This window comes from 'Nostoc azollae' 0708 (assembly GCF_000196515.1).
Classification (GTDB): domain Bacteria; phylum Cyanobacteriota; class Cyanobacteriia; order Cyanobacteriales; family Nostocaceae; genus Trichormus_B; species Trichormus_B azollae.
The window spans coordinates 2,620,468-2,639,404 of record NC_014248.1; the positions used below are offsets into that span (position 1 = coordinate 2,620,468).

Annotated in this window: 20 protein-coding genes, 1 tRNA gene and 1 pseudogene; 11 read left to right on the forward strand and 11 right to left on the reverse strand. The window is 38.5% G+C overall.

Annotation, left to right across the window (positions count from 1 at the left end; translation table 11 throughout):
- Window positions 1-41 precede the first annotated feature (41 nt).
- From AAZO_RS11945 to AAZO_RS11970, 6 genes are all read right to left on the reverse strand, one after another.
- Window positions 42-115: transfer RNA gene (locus AAZO_RS11945), tRNA-Met, on the reverse strand.
- Between the two features lie 53 nt (window positions 116-168).
- Complete coding sequence (locus AAZO_RS11950; protein ID WP_013191429.1) at window positions 169-1,122, reverse strand: asparaginase; 954 nt, start codon at window positions 1,120-1,122, stop codon at window positions 169-171.
- A 93-nt stretch (window positions 1,123-1,215) separates the two neighbouring features.
- The gene (locus tag AAZO_RS11955; RefSeq protein ID WP_013191430.1) at window positions 1,216-1,713 is read right to left on the reverse strand and encodes a CGLD27 family protein; all 498 of its coding nucleotides are present in this window, start codon (window positions 1,711-1,713) and stop codon (window positions 1,216-1,218) included.
- Window positions 1,710-2,168 carry a ribosome silencing factor gene (gene rsfS, locus AAZO_RS11960; RefSeq protein ID WP_013191431.1) on the reverse strand — a complete coding sequence of 153 codons (459 nt, stop codon included), beginning with the start codon at window positions 2,166-2,168 and terminating at the stop codon, window positions 1,710-1,712. The genes AAZO_RS11955 and rsfS overlap by 4 nt, the downstream gene beginning before the upstream one ends.
- Before the next feature lie 324 nt (window positions 2,169-2,492).
- Window positions 2,493-3,782: a glycosyltransferase family 4 protein gene (locus tag AAZO_RS11965; protein WP_013191433.1), complete on the reverse strand. Its 1,290-nt coding sequence runs from the start codon at window positions 3,780-3,782 to the stop codon at window positions 2,493-2,495.
- Between the two features lie 413 nt (window positions 3,783-4,195).
- Window positions 4,196-5,248: an anti-sigma factor antagonist gene (locus AAZO_RS11970; protein ID WP_013191434.1), complete on the reverse strand. Its 1,053-nt coding sequence runs from the start codon at window positions 5,246-5,248 to the stop codon at window positions 4,196-4,198.
- 343 nt (window positions 5,249-5,591) lie between these two features.
- Between AAZO_RS11970 and AAZO_RS11975 the strand changes: the two genes are divergently transcribed.
- Window positions 5,592-6,389, forward strand: a complete 798-nt coding sequence (locus tag AAZO_RS11975) for a 7-carboxy-7-deazaguanine synthase QueE (RefSeq protein ID WP_013191435.1) — start codon at window positions 5,592-5,594, stop codon at window positions 6,387-6,389.
- 89 nt (window positions 6,390-6,478) lie between these two features.
- Here AAZO_RS11975 and AAZO_RS11980 read toward each other — a convergent pair whose 3' ends face one another.
- On the reverse strand, window positions 6,479-7,123 hold the full coding sequence (locus tag AAZO_RS11980) for a DUF3318 domain-containing protein (RefSeq protein ID WP_013191436.1): 645 nt from the start codon (window positions 7,121-7,123) through the stop codon (window positions 6,479-6,481).
- Between the two features lie 78 nt (window positions 7,124-7,201).
- On the reverse strand, window positions 7,202-7,759 hold the full coding sequence (locus tag AAZO_RS11985) for a type III secretion system chaperone family protein (protein ID WP_013191437.1): 558 nt from the start codon (window positions 7,757-7,759) through the stop codon (window positions 7,202-7,204).
- Between the two features lie 667 nt (window positions 7,760-8,426).
- Here AAZO_RS11985 and AAZO_RS11990 point away from each other — a divergent pair.
- The 6 genes from AAZO_RS11990 to AAZO_RS12020 all read left to right on the forward strand — a co-directional run bounded on the left by AAZO_RS11990 (window position 8,427) and on the right by AAZO_RS12020 (window position 14,917).
- Entirely contained in the window at window positions 8,427-9,494 is a 1,068-nt protein-coding gene (locus tag AAZO_RS11990) for an amino acid ABC transporter substrate-binding protein (RefSeq protein WP_013191438.1), read from the forward strand.
- A 37-nt stretch (window positions 9,495-9,531) separates the two neighbouring features.
- On the forward strand, window positions 9,532-10,458 hold the full coding sequence (locus tag AAZO_RS11995; protein ID WP_013191439.1) for an amino acid ABC transporter permease: 927 nt from the start codon (window positions 9,532-9,534) through the stop codon (window positions 10,456-10,458).
- A gap of 31 nt (window positions 10,459-10,489) precedes the next feature.
- Complete coding sequence (locus tag AAZO_RS12000; RefSeq protein WP_013191440.1) at window positions 10,490-11,512, forward strand: amino acid ABC transporter permease; 1,023 nt, start codon at window positions 10,490-10,492, stop codon at window positions 11,510-11,512.
- A 56-nt stretch (window positions 11,513-11,568) separates the two neighbouring features.
- The gene (locus AAZO_RS12005) at window positions 11,569-12,309 is read left to right on the forward strand and encodes an amino acid ABC transporter ATP-binding protein (RefSeq protein WP_013191441.1); all 741 of its coding nucleotides are present in this window, start codon (window positions 11,569-11,571) and stop codon (window positions 12,307-12,309) included.
- Between the two features lie 795 nt (window positions 12,310-13,104).
- Window positions 13,105-14,532 (forward strand): YcjF family protein, encoded by a 1,428-nt coding sequence (locus AAZO_RS12015; protein WP_013191444.1) that lies wholly within the window; start codon window positions 13,105-13,107, stop codon window positions 14,530-14,532.
- 178 nt (window positions 14,533-14,710) lie between these two features.
- Complete coding sequence (locus AAZO_RS12020) at window positions 14,711-14,917, forward strand: hypothetical protein (RefSeq protein WP_013191445.1); 207 nt, start codon at window positions 14,711-14,713, stop codon at window positions 14,915-14,917.
- A 148-nt stretch (window positions 14,918-15,065) separates the two neighbouring features.
- Here AAZO_RS12020 and AAZO_RS12025 read toward each other — a convergent pair whose 3' ends face one another.
- Window positions 15,066-15,419: a hypothetical protein gene (locus tag AAZO_RS12025; protein WP_013191446.1), complete on the reverse strand. Its 354-nt coding sequence runs from the start codon at window positions 15,417-15,419 to the stop codon at window positions 15,066-15,068.
- 386 nt (window positions 15,420-15,805) lie between these two features.
- On the opposite strand from AAZO_RS12025, the gene AAZO_RS12030 reads away from it, so the two are divergent.
- A complete protein-coding gene (locus AAZO_RS12030) occupies window positions 15,806-16,117 on the forward strand; it encodes a hypothetical protein (protein ID WP_013191447.1) in 312 nt (103 codons plus the stop codon).
- Window positions 16,118-16,613: 496 nt separating this feature from the next.
- A pseudogene (locus AAZO_RS30200) lies at window positions 16,614-17,578 on the forward strand (IS701 family transposase).
- A gap of 200 nt (window positions 17,579-17,778) precedes the next feature.
- Here the strand turns inward: AAZO_RS30200 and AAZO_RS12045 are convergent.
- The gene (locus AAZO_RS12045) at window positions 17,779-18,057 is read right to left on the reverse strand and encodes a hypothetical protein (RefSeq protein ID WP_049790700.1); all 279 of its coding nucleotides are present in this window, start codon (window positions 18,055-18,057) and stop codon (window positions 17,779-17,781) included.
- 203 nt (window positions 18,058-18,260) lie between these two features.
- Entirely contained in the window at window positions 18,261-18,410 is a 150-nt protein-coding gene (locus AAZO_RS35325; protein ID WP_013191449.1) for a hypothetical protein, read from the reverse strand.
- 77 nt (window positions 18,411-18,487) lie between these two features.
- Here AAZO_RS35325 and AAZO_RS12050 point away from each other — a divergent pair, with 77 nt between their 5' ends.
- Together AAZO_RS12050 and AAZO_RS35330 are read left to right on the forward strand one after the other, a co-directional pair.
- Window positions 18,488-18,670: a hypothetical protein gene (locus AAZO_RS12050; protein WP_041640176.1), complete on the forward strand. Its 183-nt coding sequence runs from the start codon at window positions 18,488-18,490 to the stop codon at window positions 18,668-18,670.
- A gap of 12 nt (window positions 18,671-18,682) precedes the next feature.
- Window positions 18,683-18,832: a hypothetical protein gene (locus AAZO_RS35330; RefSeq protein ID WP_187289478.1), complete on the forward strand. Its 150-nt coding sequence runs from the start codon at window positions 18,683-18,685 to the stop codon at window positions 18,830-18,832.
- Window positions 18,833-18,937: the final 105 nt, after the last annotated feature.

An 18,937-nucleotide genomic window follows, 5' to 3' on the forward strand; every position in this document is an offset into this window, starting at 1 on the left:
CGCAATCTATTAAGATTACAGGGTTTCATCTTTTAATTTAGTGGCGGGAAGTGGATTTGAACCACTGACCTTCGGGTTATGAGCCCGACGAGCTACCAGGCTGCTCTATCCCGCGTTGCTTTTGTTTCTCCACTTCCTTAATATAACGCGAAGTCAAAAGTTTGTCAACTACAAAAGCGATAATTCTCCAATTACTTCCAAACGTTTGTATTTTCCCAGGTTCATAAACTTCTCAGATAGGCTCTGGGCGACGCTGGGAGTAATCCAGCCCATTTGTTGCAGCAGGTGAATGGCTACGGCATATTTTGCGCGTTTAGCTCCATCCATGACTTTAATTGCTAATCCCATGCCTTCACCAAGTCGGCCGATGCACTGCACACCTTCTGCACCAGCTTTACTGACCAGTTCACTGGGAGTTAGGCGCATTAATTCGGTATCAAATTCCCCATCTCCAGCCACCATCGTGGGATGATGGTTCATGGCGCGGACAATGCGCTCCATATCCAAGCTATTGCTAGAGGCAAGTACAGCATATAAAGATGCCATTTGACTAAGTTGCATTAAATATGTGGGTGCGCCACAGTCATCATGGGCGGTGAGAAATTCTTCTGCTGGCATTCGCAGCAATTCTGCAACTTTGGTGATAATTAACTGCTGAATTGGGTGTTTACGATCCAAATAGCTGGTTAAAGGCCAATGGCGTTGCTGACAAACAGCTAACATTCCTGCGTGTTTGCCAGAGCAGTTATATTCTAATGCACTGCTCTTACCTTGGGGAATTGGACAGTGTAGGGCTGTGGGGTCAAGGTCAGCTTGCCAAAGTATGTTAAATACCTGTCGCACCTGTTCCATGCTGCCTTTGTGGGAACTGGTGATAATTGCTAAGTCGCGATCGCTCAAATCATACCGTTCCAGTGTGCCTGTGCTGGTGAGAGCCAGTGCTTGAAATGGTTTAAGGGCAGAACGGACAAATGCAGCGGTTTCGGCGTTGCCAGCAACAGACAGAACTCGTCCCCGTTTGTCGCTAACTACAGCCTGGACTATATGCCGAGATTCGATAATACCTTCCCGCAGCAACCGGACTTCCAGTGCTGTAGCTTGTGTTCGTTTTCCCATTGTCATGGGTTTATATCTATTTTGTAGGTTGTTAGTCGTCAGTTGTCAGTTATCAATTGTTAGTTGTGTAACATTAATGACTAATAACTTATGACTAATTTATAGCAAATGCCAAAGTATAGTACCAATAAGATACATTAAAGCCAAACCTGCAAAGGTAATTTGCAAGCGTTGGAGGATGGGTTTGATTTCATAGGTGACAATTAAGCGATCACGGCTAATGACTTCCTGGGGTTTTGTCCAGGTTTGTCCGTCATACCAACCAGATTCTTCATAGAATACGGTGGGACTGTAGAGGCGATCACGCACGTAGAACCAACCCAAATACAACCGCATTAACAGCAGCACTAGTCCTACACTAGCGGCAGCAGATCCACAAAGAATAAAATAAAAAATATGCTTTTGTGGAGGAAAGCTGGCCGCTGCTACTGGACCTGCCACCAGCCACGACCAACCCCAAATCCAAAAAATTTTCTTGGTGTAATTACCCCAGGTTAAGGTCGTATCGCGAAATAGCCAGGAATTTTTTAATTCTTCGTACTCATTAAGCGGTTGTTGTTCTGTAGGAACTGGGCAATCAAAAACCGAGGCTCTCATAATTTTGGGTTACCGTCATCAGCGTTTGGTAGCGAAATGCGTTCGGCATGAACCCAGAACGCTTCTAAATTATAAAACTCCCGTTCTTTAGGCATCATGATGTGAACAATGACGTCACCATAGTCTTGTAATATCCAACTTCCCTCAGCTTTTCCTTCTGTCCTTAAGGGACGACGTTGCCAATCAGTTTCGACTTTTGCTTCTATTGCTGAGGCGATCGCCCTCACTTGTATCCTAGAATAGCCAGTCATCATCACAAAATAATCAGATAGGTAACAGATATCTGCTACTCTGAGCAATAAAATCTCACCAGCTTTGCGTTCTGATCCTGCTTCAGCAATGGTTATCGCTAATTTTCCGCTCACATCTTCAGTCCCAGCCATTGGGCTTTTCACTGTAGTTATTGTTAGCGGGACAGATTCTAATGGGAAATTTCCTTGGAAATAATTAGTCATTCAACCTCAGGTGCGTTTTTCCTTTTTTCACAATTTGTCTGATATGTCGTAGTCAAGATAATGACCAACAAAACTCAGGCAAAAGTTTTTGACAAATCTTGAATCATCAAAAGTTGAGAATGTGAGCTTGTGTTAACTACGTTGGCAACTACTACACTTACAAACAACTTGCGATTCTGTGAATAGGTTTTTTTAAATACTAACAAAAAAATAGGTGTTTATGGTGCTGGCTTCACAATTAGCTAGGAAGCAGCAAGCAGAATCCTTCCCCCTAAACCCCTCTCAATACGGTTCAGCCTCTTTCTCTCCCCCTACACCTGTGAGCTACACCCCTACACCCTTTTTATTAGCTGCTGTTGTGACAACTGCAGGCTGAATGGTTTTAGCATCGGCGGTCAATGAATAACACAATGTCTCATAATGATTTAAGGCTTGTTCAAAGGCGTATTGCTCAACAGCATATTGACGGCTATTGCAGCCCAGAGTCTTTACTTGTGCCGGGTTTTGGTACAATTCCAAAATCGCTGTTGCTAAGGCTTGGCAATCTTCTGGAGGAACTATAATTCCACCACCACTTTGTTTAATTGCTCTGGCTGCTGTGCCATTATCAGGTACGGAGCCAACCAACGCTCTACCGCTGGCAAGTAAAACCTGAATCTTTGATGGCATATTGAAGGAGATCACGTTTTTCTTTTGTATCACTAGCCCTACATCTGCTGCTGCCAACATTTGCGGTAAGTCTTGACGAGGTTGAAATGGTAATAACAAAACGTTGTCTGCTCCTTCGTCCAAACATTTCTGTTGCAGTCTTTTTAAGCCTTTGGCTTCACCAACAATCACAAAAGCAATTTCTGTGATATGACTTAATTTGGCGGCTGCTTTAATTACTGTTTCTAGACCTTGGGTTAAGGCGATGTTGCCAGAATACAAAGCTACGAATTTACCATTCAGGTTATGTGTAGCGCGAAAGGGGTTATTTTCTTTTGGTAAGGGGCTAATAAAATTGACATCAACCCAGTTAGGAATTTGCACAATTTTGTTGGCTGGTACGTCTTTGGAAAGTAAGTTTTCTACAAACCCATCAGCTATTACACTAATTTTAGTGGCCGAGGCGTAGGCAAATTTTTCTAGTGCTGTGAATATCTTGATTAGTAATTGATTTTTCAGTAAACCAACGTGGATAGCTGCTTCAGGTAATATATCTTGTAAATTTAAGATGACTGGACAGGAGCGTAACCATCCTAAAAGGCCTGCTGGTAAGCAAACTGGAAGAGATGGGGAGGTCAGAAGAATCACATCAGGTCGCCAGCCCATGATTGCAGGTAAAAAACTGGTGACTACAAAACTAGCATCCAACATTACCCGATCTAATAGGTTGGGTTGGGGGCGAATCCAAACATAACTGCGTTGGATATGAACACCATTTTTATATTCTGTTAAATACAGTTTGCCGCGATAGTCCTCATAAATTTGACGTTCAGGATAGTTGGGCATAGCTGTAACTACCCGTACTTGATGTCCACGTTTCACCAGTCCTTCTGCTAATTCAGTCATTAGCGGCGCAATACCAATAGGCTCTGGGTAATAATTGTAGGAGTAAATTAAAATCCGCATAACAAATTAGTCGGAGTTTCCTGGTTGTTGTTAACTGACAATCAGTATCTGTCGTCAAAGTCACTTAGGAGTATACTATCTCTTGGATAACTTCATTATCTCTTTATACTTCGTGCTTGTCAGTAACTTTTCGTTGAAGATTGTGTAAATTTTGATATCTTTTGTTAAAGAAGATTCAAATTTTTCAGTAATCTTACATTAAGACAACTTCCATGTTATGTGTGGTTGAACTTGAATTCAGTATAAAAACACTTCTGATGCTCATTTATTTACTTATATTTCGCTGGAAGGTGCTATAAACACTGAGCTTAGAGCAAAATTTACCCAGACCCGCTTTTACAGGTCTGGGTAAATTCAGAAATGAAACTTGGTAGTTTTTAGCTTCAACAGTGGTGCTGTTTAACAGTTATCAGTTAAACAGCACCACTGTTTTTGTTAAACAATATAGTTATGGTTTTGAGAATCAGTCTTAAATCGTAAAGTAAAGTCCAATTTTTCTGATACTGCAAATCCAAGCGAATTACATCTTCAAAACTGCGTACTGTGGAGCGTCCGTTTACTTGCCATTCGCCTGTCATTCCTGGTTTGACATCGAAACGCTGCCACTCTGGTACTTCATATCTTTCTACTTCATCTGGGGTAGGTGGCCTAGTACCTACCAAACTCATTTCACCTTTGAGGACGTTCCAGAATTGTGGTAGTTCATCTAGACTTGTACGACGCAAAAAGCGTCCTATTCTTGTAATCCTCGGATCGTTGTCATTTTTGAAAAAAGCACCTTCTACTTGGTTTTTGACTTGAGATTTTTTAGCTTCCGCATCAACACACATAGAACGAAATTTCCAAATAGAAAAACGCTTACCCATCCAGCCGCAACGAATTTGACTAAAGAAAATAGGACCGGGATCGTCTATTTGAATAGCGAGCGCAATGGGAATAAGTAAAACACCTGTAATAACTAAACCTACTAATGATCCAACTATATCAATCAGTCTTTTCATCCAAGAGGCCACAGAAGGATGAGTTTGAGGTAACGGCTCTACTTTTCGAGGCATCATGTTTCTCTGACTATCTCCAAGGCCGCTGGATTCTATGGGTTCGATTCTGTTAATAGACTCAATAGAAAATACCTGATCTAATCCGGTCAGGTTTAGCACTGCCATAACTTGAGGGGTAACATTACGAAGTGTGAATGCGATTCCTTTTTGTTGAGCATATTTAAAATTACTTACCAAAGCCCCTAAACCACTACTATCCATAAAAATAGTATTTTGGAAGTCAAGGACAACTTGCTGGGGATGTGAATCAGCTTGGATTAAGTTTTGGCAGGTTTGCTTAAAGCCAACAGCCTCAAGCACGCTCAAACGCATAGACACCTGCACTATAGCTGTATCGTTCAGGTAAGTAACTGGGAAATCTGCCTCTGTGGGTTGGCTACTCATGAAGCTATGCACTTTAGTTGCCATCTAAATCTAATCTGCCAAACATTATTTTGTCCTGGAAAATTACTTAACCTAAATTCTAAAAAGTAGGATTAAGGAGAGGTAACAATACTGCACGGGGTTTTGTAACTTAAACTTTTAATTGGTTAAAGAGAAAAGTTTAAAGGTGAAAGAACGGTTTTTTCTTTTTCTTTCTCCATTCCCTTTTCCTTCTTAACCGACAAGTATTGGTACAAATAGTCAGTTTTTCGCTCAGAGATTGGGGATCGCTAAATACAGTTCACAATGGAACAAGAAGCTGCAAATATTCCTGTTTTTGCTGTTCTTGTGCCTACGGTGTGATCATCGCACCGCTATCTATCATCTCATGATTGCTAAAACTACGGTTAAACCTACTGCACGCCTGGTTGAAGTTTTTTCTGCTATTCAAGGGGAAGGACTCAATGTCGGCACACGCCAAATTTTTATTCGCTTTGGTCTTTGTGACTTGCGTTGTCACTTTTGCGATAGCGCCCATACATGGGATGCACCATCTCTATGTAAAATAGAGCTTTCCCCTGGATTGAGAGATTTTGAAATGCACTCTAATCCTATTCCTCCAGCCACGTTGATAAAATGGGTGGAAAGGCAAAATTTACCTTTTCTACACGATAGCATTAGCTTAACTGGAGGCGAACCACTTCTTCATGCCCCATTTTTGGCGCAATTTTTACCCGAAGTGCGAGCCCAGACCAATTTACCTATCTACCTGGAAACTGGAGGACATCGCCCTGATCAATTGGCCATGATTCTCCCCTACCTCGACTCTGTAGGTATGGATTTAAAATTGCCTAGTGTGAGTGGCGAAACTCATTGGACAGAACATAAAGAATTCCTCCAAATATGCTTTGAGGCAAATTTAGATATTTTTGTCAAGATAATTGTCTCTCAAAGGACAGATCCTGGCGAACTCGAACGCTCGGCTTTGTTAGTTGCTGAGGTTGGTCAGGATATCCCCATCTTTCTACAACCTGTGACACCTTTAGCGGAGTCTCAACAATTCAGTTCAGTACCTGTGGAAGCTCCTGCTCCACAGCAAGTTTTAGAATGGCAAGCTTTGATGAAGAAGTTTGTTAAACAAGTGCGGGTGATCCCGCAGACCCATAAAATGCTGAATCAGATGTAGGTTGTTGGAGGATGAGGAGGATGAGGAGGATGATTTTACTTCCCCATCTCCCCAGTCCCCATCTCCCCAGTCCCCAGTCTCCTAGTCGTCTACAATCCACCTTCATCAGAGGGCTTAGATTTGGCTTTGGCTTTATTGGCGCTGCGTTTAAGAGCAGAAAGCCTAGCTTCGTAGCGAGAACGCTGACGCTTACCGGGGGTGGTGTCAATTAAGGTTTTTAAGGCACTACCTAAACTCTTGTAGGCGTTGGGGAGACTATAACCAAAACGAGTAGCTAGTGCGATCGCTTTTTCGTCAGCATCAACTAATTCTTTGAGTTGCTTGTCACCATTATTTTTTTGATACAGTCGCCAACCAGAAACACCACACAAAGCTAAAGCTAAGACCAGTAGCAAGCCATCATGTACCCATAACTCTCCCACAGCACCACCTAAACCGATTGCTAGTGCTGCCATTTCCCAGCCGTCTTTAGGAATTGTGTCGTTCTGCACATGAGCTACTTCGTGCCAGAATAGGAGATTACGCTGATCCATTGCCAAAGCATCCCATTTTACCAAGTCGATTTGAATTTCTACCTGGTCTTTACCAATTTCTTCGCAACGAACTAGGGGTGGATTGACCTCGGTTGTGCCTTCAACTGTTACCCAACTCTGCAATTCTGGCGGTAGCAAGCTTTTTAAGCGTCGGAGTTCACTCATTTCCGCTTTAGCTGAGGAGGTTGTATAGGATGTCATAAAATCCAGCCTTAAAAAATTTCAGTATATTAGTGAGGTTATCACTTTGGAGTATAGCTATTTCAGTGATATTCCGCCTCACTCATTGGGAAAACTTCCCCGCTTTTTCCGAGCTTCCATTGCTTTTTCTAGCAGATCCAGTAATCCTGGTGCTTCTTCTTGGATACTTAGTAACAGTCTTTCTCCAAGTTCTAGATTGCCTGGATCTTCTCCTGTGGCCATCACCTGTTGTAGTCGCGGTAAGGCTATGCTGTCAACAACCTGAATTAATCCACTCAAACAACGGTGAAATTGTCTTTCGGTGAGAATTGAGTCTTCGAGGGGAAACTCAATAATGGCACGGATTTCACCATCGGAGGGGTCATACTCCCATTGCAGCATTTTGGTTTCCCAGGAAATGGCCAGCATGGTTTGCAGGATAGAAGCTTTGTATGGATGCTCTTTCACTCCTGCGAGAACTTGAGGTGCAAAGACTCGGAAAAATTTTCCATCTTCATCCAACTGAACGACTATCAGAAAATCTTCTAGGTGATCAGCTTCTACACCTGTAATAATCCGGTCTTCTTCTTCATCAAAACGGTATTCCCAGCCAAGGTTGTCTAAGTAATTGGCTATCTGTTTCAGATTAGCTCCCATAAAAGCCTCATTAAGGAACGGTGGAGCGGCTGTCACCACACCTAGTGTAACCTGCTATGGACATTGATTTAGATTGATGCAGCTACTTTTTGGCAGTTGTCTAGAATTTATGCAGATTCCACAACTTGAGCGAAAAAAGTGAGAGTAAGTACCAAAATTTTGGTAAACTCATGTTTGAGTGTGGCTGATTAATTAATAATTATTTATTCACTAATTCTAATTGGAGATTATTCGCATATTAAGTAAGTGGGGGTTAAAAATTGTCGTTATGACAAGGCAAGAGGTGAACCAGCGCGGTCTTGGGGAGCCACTGCGGTGGACGGGTTTCCCAGCATAAAGCAAGTGGTTTCCCCCATGTAGGCGCTTCGCCTTCCCCCAGGCTGCCACTGGAGAACCCGAAGGGCAAAAGAGACTCATGTATGCAAGAGTGAAGAGGTTTTCAGGCTAATTTACATTTTTTACATACTTTTGTTTTTTCACGTCGTTCTACTTATATGTAAATTTTGAAAAAATTAACTAATTCAATTCATTAATTTTCGACTTTCAACATCCATGAATCAAAAATACAACTACTGTGGAGTAGAGGTTGTGAGTTTAAATTCTATTATGAGGTTGACATAAATTGGGTTACTTCATATATACATCTTGTTAAACAAATTTCAAATATATGCTTAAATCTGCTTTTATATTAGCGAGCGCTCCTCTATTCTTTACCCTTGCTGCTTGTAGTGGTGAGTCAGGAACACAGGTAAATACAGCCAGCGCTCCTGCAACCCAAGTATCTCGTAATATTGGTAGTACAGTTAAAAACCGTGGCAAGTTGATTTGTGGTGTTAGCGGTGAATTACCAGGATTTAGCTTTGTGGGAACTGACGCTAAATATAGCGGTATTGATGTAGATGTTTGTCGTGCTGTAACTGCGGCTTTGTTTGATAATCCAGATGCAGTAGAATTTCGCAACCTGAATACTAAAGAAAGATTTACAGCTTTACAAACTGGGGAAATAGATTTACTCAGCCGCAATACTACTTGGACAATGAGTAGAGAGACTTCAGTTGGTTTGCAATTTGCACCTGTGATTTTTTATGATGGTCAAGCAATTATGGTTAGTAAAAATAGTGGAATCAAATCTTTAGCAGATCTGAAAAATAAAGCAATTTGCACTCAAACTGGTACAACTACAGAACAAAATTTAGCAGACCAAATGCGGAAACGTTCTATTACTTATAAACCCGTTGTTTTTGAAGACGTTAATATTACATTTGCAACCTATGCTGAAGGACGTTGTGATGGTGTGACTACTGATCGTTCGGCTTTGATTTCTCGACGTACGACTTTACCCAAACCGGAAGATAATATTATTTTGGATGAATTACTGTCTTCAGAACCTCTAGCACCAGCAGTTGCTAAAGGAGATCCTCAGTGGAATGATATCGTTAAATGGGTTGTTTATTCATTGGTAAAGGCTGAAGAGTTGGGAATTAATTCTCAGAATATCGCACAACTTACTAATAGTAATGACCCAGATATTAAGCGTTTTTTGGGAACAGAAGGAAATTTAGGTGAAGGACTTGGCTTAACAAATGATTTCGCAGCGAGGATAGTCAAGCACGTTGGTAACTATGGTGAAGTTTACGATCGTAACCTGGGTGGAAAAACAAAACTCAATCTCCCCCGTGGTCAAAATCAACTTGCTATAAAAGGTGGATTACTTTATTCTCCACCATTTCGGTAATGAATCAGTTATCGCTATTCCCTATTGCTAATGACCAATGACTAATACTAAACCACCGATATGGCGTGATTATCGTTTTTGGCGAATTGCAGTGCAATGTATCGCTGTAATTTTAGTAATAGCTATAGTTGCTATTTTGTGGATGAATTTAAACCGGAATTTACAGCAATTAGGTATAAAATTCGGTTTTGATTTTCTCCAGCAGGAAGCGTCTTTTGATATTGGTGAAACTCTGGTTAATTATAAACCAACTGACACCTATATTCTGGCTTTATGGGTAGGTTTAATTAACTCCTTGCGGGTGGCAATAGCTGGAATTCTTCTAACGACAATTGTAGGGATAACTGCGGGAATAGCGAGTTTATTTGATAATTGGCTAGTGCGAAATATCAGTCTAGTTTATGTAGAAGTTTTTCGGAATACACCATTATTATTACAGTTACTGTTTTGGTATTTTGGCGTTTTTCTTGTATTTCCGAAAGTAGAAAATAAATTTTATGTGTGGGGGTTAATTCACCTTAGTCAAAATGGCATAGAACTTCCTGGTTTTACCTTTTCCCCAGAATTTTCAACTTTACTGCTGGGGTTAACATTTTACACAGGTGCGTTTATTGCCGAAATTGTGAGAGGAGGAATTAAATCATTACCTAAGGGACAATGGGAAGCAGGGTTATCTCTAGGACTAAAGCCAACATTGCTGATACGGTTGGTGATTTTTCCTCAAGCTTTACGGGTCATTATTCCCCCACTGACCAGTCAATATTTGAATTTAACGAAAAATTCCAGTTTAGCGATCGCTATCGGTTATCCTGATATTTATTTTGTTGCTTCTACCACCTTTAATCAAACTGGAAAAGCCGTAGAAGTGATGATATTAATTATGCTCACCTATCTTACTCTCAGTTTAATTATTTCATTGATGATGAATTTATTAAATCGCAGCGTACAAATTAAAGAAAGATAGTTCCAGGAAATAAACAGGAAATAAATAATAAATGAATAAAGTGACTTGGTTACGCAAAAATCTATTTAGTACCTGGTATAATACATTATTAACTATAATTTGCCTATACTTTTTATTCTGGATAGTTAAAGGATGCTTACTTTGGGCATTTGATCAAGCACAATGGCAAGTCATTCCAGTAAACTTACATTTATTTTTAGTTGGTAGATTTCTCCAAAGCTTATATTGGCGAATTTGGATTGTTCTAGGAATAATTACAATTTTAACTTTAATAACATTAAGTCTATTTACCAAGAAGTCAAATATCATCAAGCGCAGATTTTCTCAATCTATCACTCCTTGGATTGCACCAACATGGTTATTATCTTTTCCGATTAATATATGGCTTATTGGAGGAGGATTTGGCTTACAATCTGTATCAACAAATCTGTGGAATGGACTATTACTTACACTATTAATGGCTATAGTTAGTATTGTACTGTCCTTTCCTATAGGTGTGATATTAGCATTAGGTCGTACAAGTAATTTATTCCTAACTCGTTGGTTTTCTATCCTCTACATTGAAATAGTTAGAGGATTACCAATCATAGGAATTTTGTTTATTGCTCAAGTTATGTTACCTTTATTTTTACCAACGGAGTTACGTTTAGATCGCTTAATTAGAGGAATTGCTGGACTTGTACTATTTAGTGCTGCTTACATGGCTGAAAACGTGCGTGGTGGATTACAATCAATACCTAGAGGACAAACTGAAGCTTCAAAAGCACTAGGATTTAATACACCGTTAGTAGTAATATTAATTATCTTACCTCAAGCTCTACGTGCCGTTATTCCCGCAATTGTCGGACAGTTTATAAGCTTATTTAAAGATACTTCGCTTTTATCCCTAGTTGGATTAGTGGAATTAACAGGAATTGCTCGTTCTATTTTAGCCCAACCGCAGTTTCTTGGTAGATATGCGGAAGTATATATATTTATTGGCTTAATTTATTGCTTATTTTGCTACTCCATGTCATTGGCCTCTCGTAAGTTAGAAAAGCAGTTAGGTAATTAAGATTTAAATAATTAATTAAAAAAAAATTAATATTTATTAACTTGAGGTTTAAATCAATGCAAGCACAAACACCAATTATTATTGCTGAAGATGTTCACAAGTGGTATGGTAAGTTTCACGTTCTGAAGGGAGTGAGTTTAACAATCAATCGCGGAGAAGTGGTCGTTTTAATGGGTCCTTCCGGTTCAGGAAAATCAACTTTTATCCGTACATTTAACGCTTTAGAAGAATATCAACAAGGAAGTATTAGTATTGATGGAATTACTCTCAGTCGTGATTTGCGAAATATTGAGAAAATTCGCAAAGAAGCGGGAATGGTATTTCAGCAGTTTAATTTATTTCCCCATTTAACAGTCTTAAAAAATATCACCTTAGCACCAATTTGGGTACGTAAATTACCAAAAGCTAAAGCAGAAGAATTAGCAATGCAACTCTTAGAAAGAGTGGGAATTTTAGAACAAGCAAATAAATATCCGGGACAGTTATCTGGTGGACAACAGCAACGAGTAGCTATAGCGCGTGCGTTAGCTATGCAACCAAAAATTATGTTATTTGATGAACCAACTTCCGCTTTAGATCCGGAAATGGTGCGAGAAGTTTTAGATGTAATCAAAAATCTTGCTAGTGAGGGGATGACAATGGTTGTTGTGACTCACGAAGTGGGATTTGCGCGGGAAGTTGCAGATAGAGTGATTATTATGGATGCTGGTTATTTAGTTGAGGAAGCCACTCCTGATACCTTTTTTACTGAACCGAAGGAGGAAAGAACGCGAAAGTTTTTATCACAAATTCTTTAGGTAATTGTATAGCAGTCATGAAAACATATCAGCCGTCAGCTTTTTCACGCTAAACCCAAAAATACCTATTTGATAATTAACCAATTTCTCAAACATTCTGACTGCTGACTCCTGAATTCTTACGATTTAGCCATTTATCCAATCTTCACCACCTGGTAACTAATTTAGCAAGACAATTATTTATCATGTCTGGTAATTCTCTATTTGCATAGTTATATGTCATTGTTAATAACTCAGTTGTATTGAATAATAATTTCTCTTGATGAAGCATTTGCGAAATTTATTGTCGTTTCAAAGTATAATTCAAAATATCTAAACTTGCATCTCCTATTGCTAGTCTAAGTTGATCTTCGATAAAAATTCGCCATTCATCTTCATTGCTGTCATACGATTTTTTATTATCTTTCAGATTCACATCTTGAATTCCTAAGATTGCATAACCAATAGAAGCAGCCCAATAATTTGTTAATCGCTATTCTATGTGATTCTTAATTAAATATATCAACCGGACCTTCAGAAAAAATTTAATTTGCCTCATAATTGCCTTTTTACTTATTCCTTCTAATTGATCCACAATTGCCAAAGCATGTGTGTAACGTCCTTCTGTAATACTATTTCGGATCTCGGTTAATTCTTGTGTCATCTGTATTAACCTCAACTTATAAATAAGAGAATATTTAGTCAGCTAGTCCATAATTGTATTTTATAGTTAAATCTGTTCATCTATTTCACTCGGATCAACCGATTTTGATCTATTCTGAATATAAAGCTATCCAAGCGCGGAGAATCAGAATTGTGAAGTTACATAAACCAATATTGGTGGGAGGACTGGGATTGTCCTTCTCCTTGTGGATGTTAGACACTTGGCATGATTCCATAGTACAGGTGGGAGAATTCGGACTTCTGAGTGCTTTAGCTGTCGGTGGGGGTTTCTGGTTATTGCAGAAAAATCGCCCTGGTGAACAGCTAAATGATATGGTTATAGATAGGGCATCTGTGGAAAGAGGAATTTCTCAAACAGAAGTTATAATTAATCAACTCGCACAAGAAGCAGCAAACCATCCAGGTTTAGAAAGCCTACGCGAACAATTTGCTAAATTACCCTTAGAGTTAGACAGACGAGAAATTCAAGTTGCTGTTACTGGTGGTAAGTCTGTAGGTAAAAGTACAGTTATTCAAATTCTCAAAAATGTAGAAACTTTATCTACAACGTCTCTACAATATACAGAAACAGCACCTTTATTTGCAGGAGTGGGTAAAAATTCTGATGCTGTCACATTATCAGAATTGCAAAAATATGATTTTGTTTTATTCCTCACAAAAGGTGATTTGACAGATTCCGAATTTCAAGTTTTGCAACAACTAAAAGCCGCAAAACAGTCAACATTACTGGTTTTTAATAAACAAGACCAGTATCAAGTAGATGAACGTGCTACAGTTTTGCAATCATTGAAACAAAGAATGCAAGGAAATGTGGTGGCTACTGCTGCTTCTCCATTACCTGTGAAAGTTAGAAAATATGAAACTGATGGTTCTGTGCAAGAATGGATGGAACAACCAGCAGCAGACATTCAACAGTTGACACAACAGTTCGGGGAAGTGTTAGCGCAGCAAGGAAAGCAGCTAGTTTATACAACAACGATGCGGAAAGTGCTGTTATTGAAAGCTGAAGCGAAAGATTGTTTAAATAGAGTACGGTGCGATCTGTCTACACCCATCATAGAACAAAATCAGTGGATAGCTGCCGCTGCTGCCTTTGCAAACCCAATCCCCGCATTAGATATTCTCGCAACTGCGGCCATTAACGCCCAAATGGTTATGGATTTGGGCAATATTTATCAGCAAAAAATTTTCTTAGAACAGGCGCAACAAGTAGCCGAAACTATGGGAAGCTTAATGTTGAAATTAGGATTAGTAGAACTTTCTACAAGGGCTGTGACTGGTATTCTCAAAACTAACGCTGTCACCTTCGTTGCTGGGGGAATGGTAGAAGGAGTGAGTGCTGCTTATCTAACCAGAGTTGCTGGGTTAAGTTTAGTTCAGTATTTTGAACAGCAAGAAATAGCATTAGAAACAGGAAATGGTTTGAACCTGGAAAAATTACACCAAGTTTTACAAACAGTATTCCAACAGAGTCAAAAACTGGCTGTTCTGGAAGCTTTTGTTAAGCAAGGTGTGAAACGTTTGTTACCGGAAGCAAAGGCAGTTGAAGTTGTTGGATAGTTTTGCACCAAATCAAGAATTTTAAACCCGCTTTCACCGGAATAATTCTCAAGTCAAGGCGGGTTTTATTTTGCAATTATGACAAATTTAAGGCAATTTTGAACAGATTCATAGAGGTGTACCAGTTATTCTCATAAGATCTCAGAATTTCTTAGATGTTTACATTCCTCGCAAACCTATGACACCTCAAGAATTTTTGGAAAATTTGGCTACAGCCGTAACAGACTCGGAAAAACTCATTGTTTTTGCGCGATATATAGATACAACTGCATTAGACCATGCAACAACTCCAAAATGGAGAAGTATTCCTCACAGCACAGAAATTCAGTTCGCACTCAATAATCTTGCTTTTCATCTAGAAGCACTTGCTGAAGAAAGCAATTAATGACTGAAGACAACACTCGATAGGTTGTCCTTATAGATACCTATCAAGTAGAGATATCTTTTTGGATTAAGTCGCGCAAATACCTATTCATAAATTTATAAAATAATTAGTTAAATTGACGATGGACTGCACATAAACAAGCATTGTATTACTTATCAACCTCAATATTTGTAAACACCCAGGCTACTTTATAAGGTTTTTGGTATTCTCCTAAAATATTGATCCGGTGACAAACATTAGGAATTTTGGTCAAATATCTGGGTTCTAAAGGTGCATCACAAGCAAATATTCCTTTGACTCGGCTAGCAATACCTGAGTTATGATATTTAATCATGATTACCACATAGTATCTATCATCTGATGAATATAGGACTTGAACTAGGTCATCATGAGTAATACCGAGTAAATGATCAGGTAATTTCAAAGCTTCGCTGGTGTCTAAGGGGAGGTTTTGAGTTTTTACCCAATTGATAATTTCTTGATATTTTATAAGTGCCGACAACCTACAGCACTTATAAAATATCAAAAACTTGAGTGAGCCAGTATATTAGTTGTACTGCGATTAATATAAAGCCGCTGAACATTCTTTTTAGTTTAAACATTTTAAACTGATGATATCCTATGCAACCTAAACATCCTTAGTTACGAAAATGTATACAAAAGCTGGAAAAATCACCCCAGATAAAGACAAAAACCACTATAGAACCTTTTCTAGAGAGTACTATAGCAGATGGTCTGTTAACTATCTATACGCCTCACAAGAAACTCCAATATATAGTTGAGATTAAAGCTCCCATCAGTTTAGAGACACTTGATTCAAGCATTAATTATCTCAAATACCTCAATAAAAAACTGAGCAATGATCAGAGAACACATATTATCACAGTTTTGCTAAAGTCTCCCAATGAAGAAGATAAACAGCGTGTTTATGATCAAGTTATTGATGAAATTACAGAAGCAAGATTTGAAGTAGATGAAGCTGCAATAATTTTCATAGGTAAAAACTTTCAAAATAAATTGAAAAGTGAAACTCTGAACGCAGTCAAGGAAATTATCGAATTAATTGTGAGTTTTCAAGATAAATATATTCCCCAATTTGTGCCTAAAAATTTAGAGGAGCAAGAAGGGGATGAAGCTTTTGATAAAATAGTTAAACGGTTTGAATCATGGCAATATGGATTAACTAACTTTTATAGATAATTGATTAGAGTGGGTTTAAGTTTTTTTAAGTTACCCATTTAGATGATAATTTTAGGGATCTATTAAAAATAATGTACATCACTATCATAATACCCAGCACCAACAAAAGCAGGAGTAGATGCAGATTGCTGATCTATTAATTCCAGCAAAGCTTCATTACAATGTTCCGCAATTTCTGGATATTTATTCGCATACCATCCCAGTGGTGTGACAATATAAGGACACTAATATCAAAACCTAACTTAATAAGTTCTTCAGTTTCTTGAATTGCAAGCAGGACTTAGGCAAGTGGCACAGGCGATGGGTGAAATATAGTACATCGGTATTAAATAAATCGGATACCGAAAGCTTTATCAACCCATCAGAAGTAGCTGCAACAGGAAACATTATTCAAATATTCATGAGAAAATAGGTAGGAGATTGTATTAGATAAATGTTGCTGAAGGTAATGAGATTTACTAAACTTGATTACTGCCAATACTTATAAAGTAGTCAAATTAATTATACAATTACTAATTTAGCAGAGCATTTAGAAACTATTAGCCATGATGCAATTAACTATTATTTAAAAACCGAAAAGTTAACATCTCGTTTACTATGGGATAAGGTGAAAGAGGTAGTAGAACCTAATGGTAATGGGTACATCATATTTGATGATAGTATTTTACACGAAAGATATTCTGAAGAAATAGAGATGGTGAGGAGACAATATAGTGGTAATGAACATGGCATACTCAAAGGAATTGGTGTAGTCAGTTGTGTATATGTGAATCCTAAAGTTCAAAGATTTGGGGTAATAGATTACAGTATTTTTAATGCTGATGTGGATGGTAAAACCAAGATAGACCATATGAAAAATATGCTACAAAACCTGGTGTATCATCAGCTTTTCCCCTTTGATAGGGTTTTGATGGACACATGGTATGCAGTAAAAAGTTTCATGCTGTATATTGATAGCTTAGACAAAATTTATTATTGCCCTTAAAAAAAAATCGGTTAGTTGATGATACATTTGCCAAGGGAAAAGATAAACATATTGAATTATTAGAATGGAGTACTGAAGAGTTAGAATGTGGTAAAATCATAAAAATTAAAGGGTTTCCCGCTCAGAAAAAAGTGAAACTATTCCGGGTTGCTGTTTCTACCAACAGAACGGATTATGTCGCTACTAAGGATTTATCTCAAAGTTCTACGAATGTTGTACAAGAGGTGTGTAAAATTCGTTGGAAAATCGAGGAGTTTCACCGAGAGATTAAACAAATAAGTGGCATTGAATCTTGTCAATGTCGTAAAGCTAGGCTTAAAAGAAATCATATTGCTTGTGCAATGTTAGTTTGGATTAGATTAAAGAATTTAGCCTATCAAACTGGTCAAACTGTTTATCAAAACAAGCATAGATTGCTTTCTAATTATTTAATTCAGCAACTAAAATGCCCAAGTCTTCCTATGTGCTTGGTTTGAGTTCAATTGTTCCGTGCCAGGGCTACATCCCGCCCGCTATTTGTGCCAGTTGCGTAAGTCCTGGCAAGATTGAAGATAGCATTACATTAAGGTCTACAAATGGTTCAGACATATTTAAAACCTTTTTATTATTCTTGTGCTAGTCGCTGAAGATAAGCGATAATTTCTACTTTACTTATTAAAGCTGATGGAGGAACAAGCTAACTAGGATAAAGATATACTTTCTGACCTAACTGACCAGTTTTTCTACTATCTACTGATGTACCCCAAGGCTCTGCATAAATAAACCAACGGGTACTTAACCTACTAGGAGGAATAGCACCCCATAACATTCCATTGACTAAACAAAACCAAATAATAGTAGCAGGTGGGTTCACCCATTGCTTACTTTCTACCTCTCCACACATCCAACCTTGATAACCAAAAGATAAGATATGCGGATTTTCTACTAAACCGGAAACACTAGACCTCTTGCACAATTGTTTCTGTGGTATGATAGAGAGTTTTAGATTTTATTTATGTATTTTTGGTGTTCTTTGCGCTCCCTAATTGAAACATAACTCTGTAACTCTAACTTTTGACTAGATAGAAAAAAGACAGTGTCTCATTATAACATAAAATCAATTCTGCAAGAGGTCTACTCTTGACTGATATCCAAAATAACTGACGCTGATTATCATTGCTATATACTGGAATATCTTCCTTGATCAGTACCAAATTCTGTTATTCTCAATTCACCACCATTGATACGACGATTTATTAACCTTCTATGAACTATTTCAACTGCTCGTTTTCCTTCAGATAAGAACTTTTCCCAATCAGATGAACACATATTAATATTTAATTAATGTAAGGATTCAGGTGGTGGGATATTGACAAGTGTGATAGGAGAGGCAGAATATAGCAGTTATGGAAAAGAAGCTGGGACCAAAAATAGAAAGAGAGTTATTGAAGCAGTTGGCAACAGAGCAACTGGTAGAAATCATTATTGACCGGGGGAAAAGTATAGAGAAGCTAACAAATAGAGTAGTAGAACTGGAAAAAGAAATAGATAAACTCAAGGTCAGTAGAGATTTAGAGACCATAACATGATCCAAACCACCCTTGGGAGACATCCTGAAAAAAACCGAGAACAAACAAGAAGAGAAACCAGAAGAGAAGCAGACACGAAAACGGAAACCAGGAGGACAACCAGGGCATAGGGGAAAAACGAGAAAGGTGTTTAGTGGAGTAGATAGAATAGATTTGAGATAGTGGGACGGCAAGTGTGTGGATGGTGAGGTCAGGGTCAATTGTTTGGCGAACCAATAAAAATCCAAACACAACAACTAGGGGAGTTGGTGGACAGGCCAATCCAAA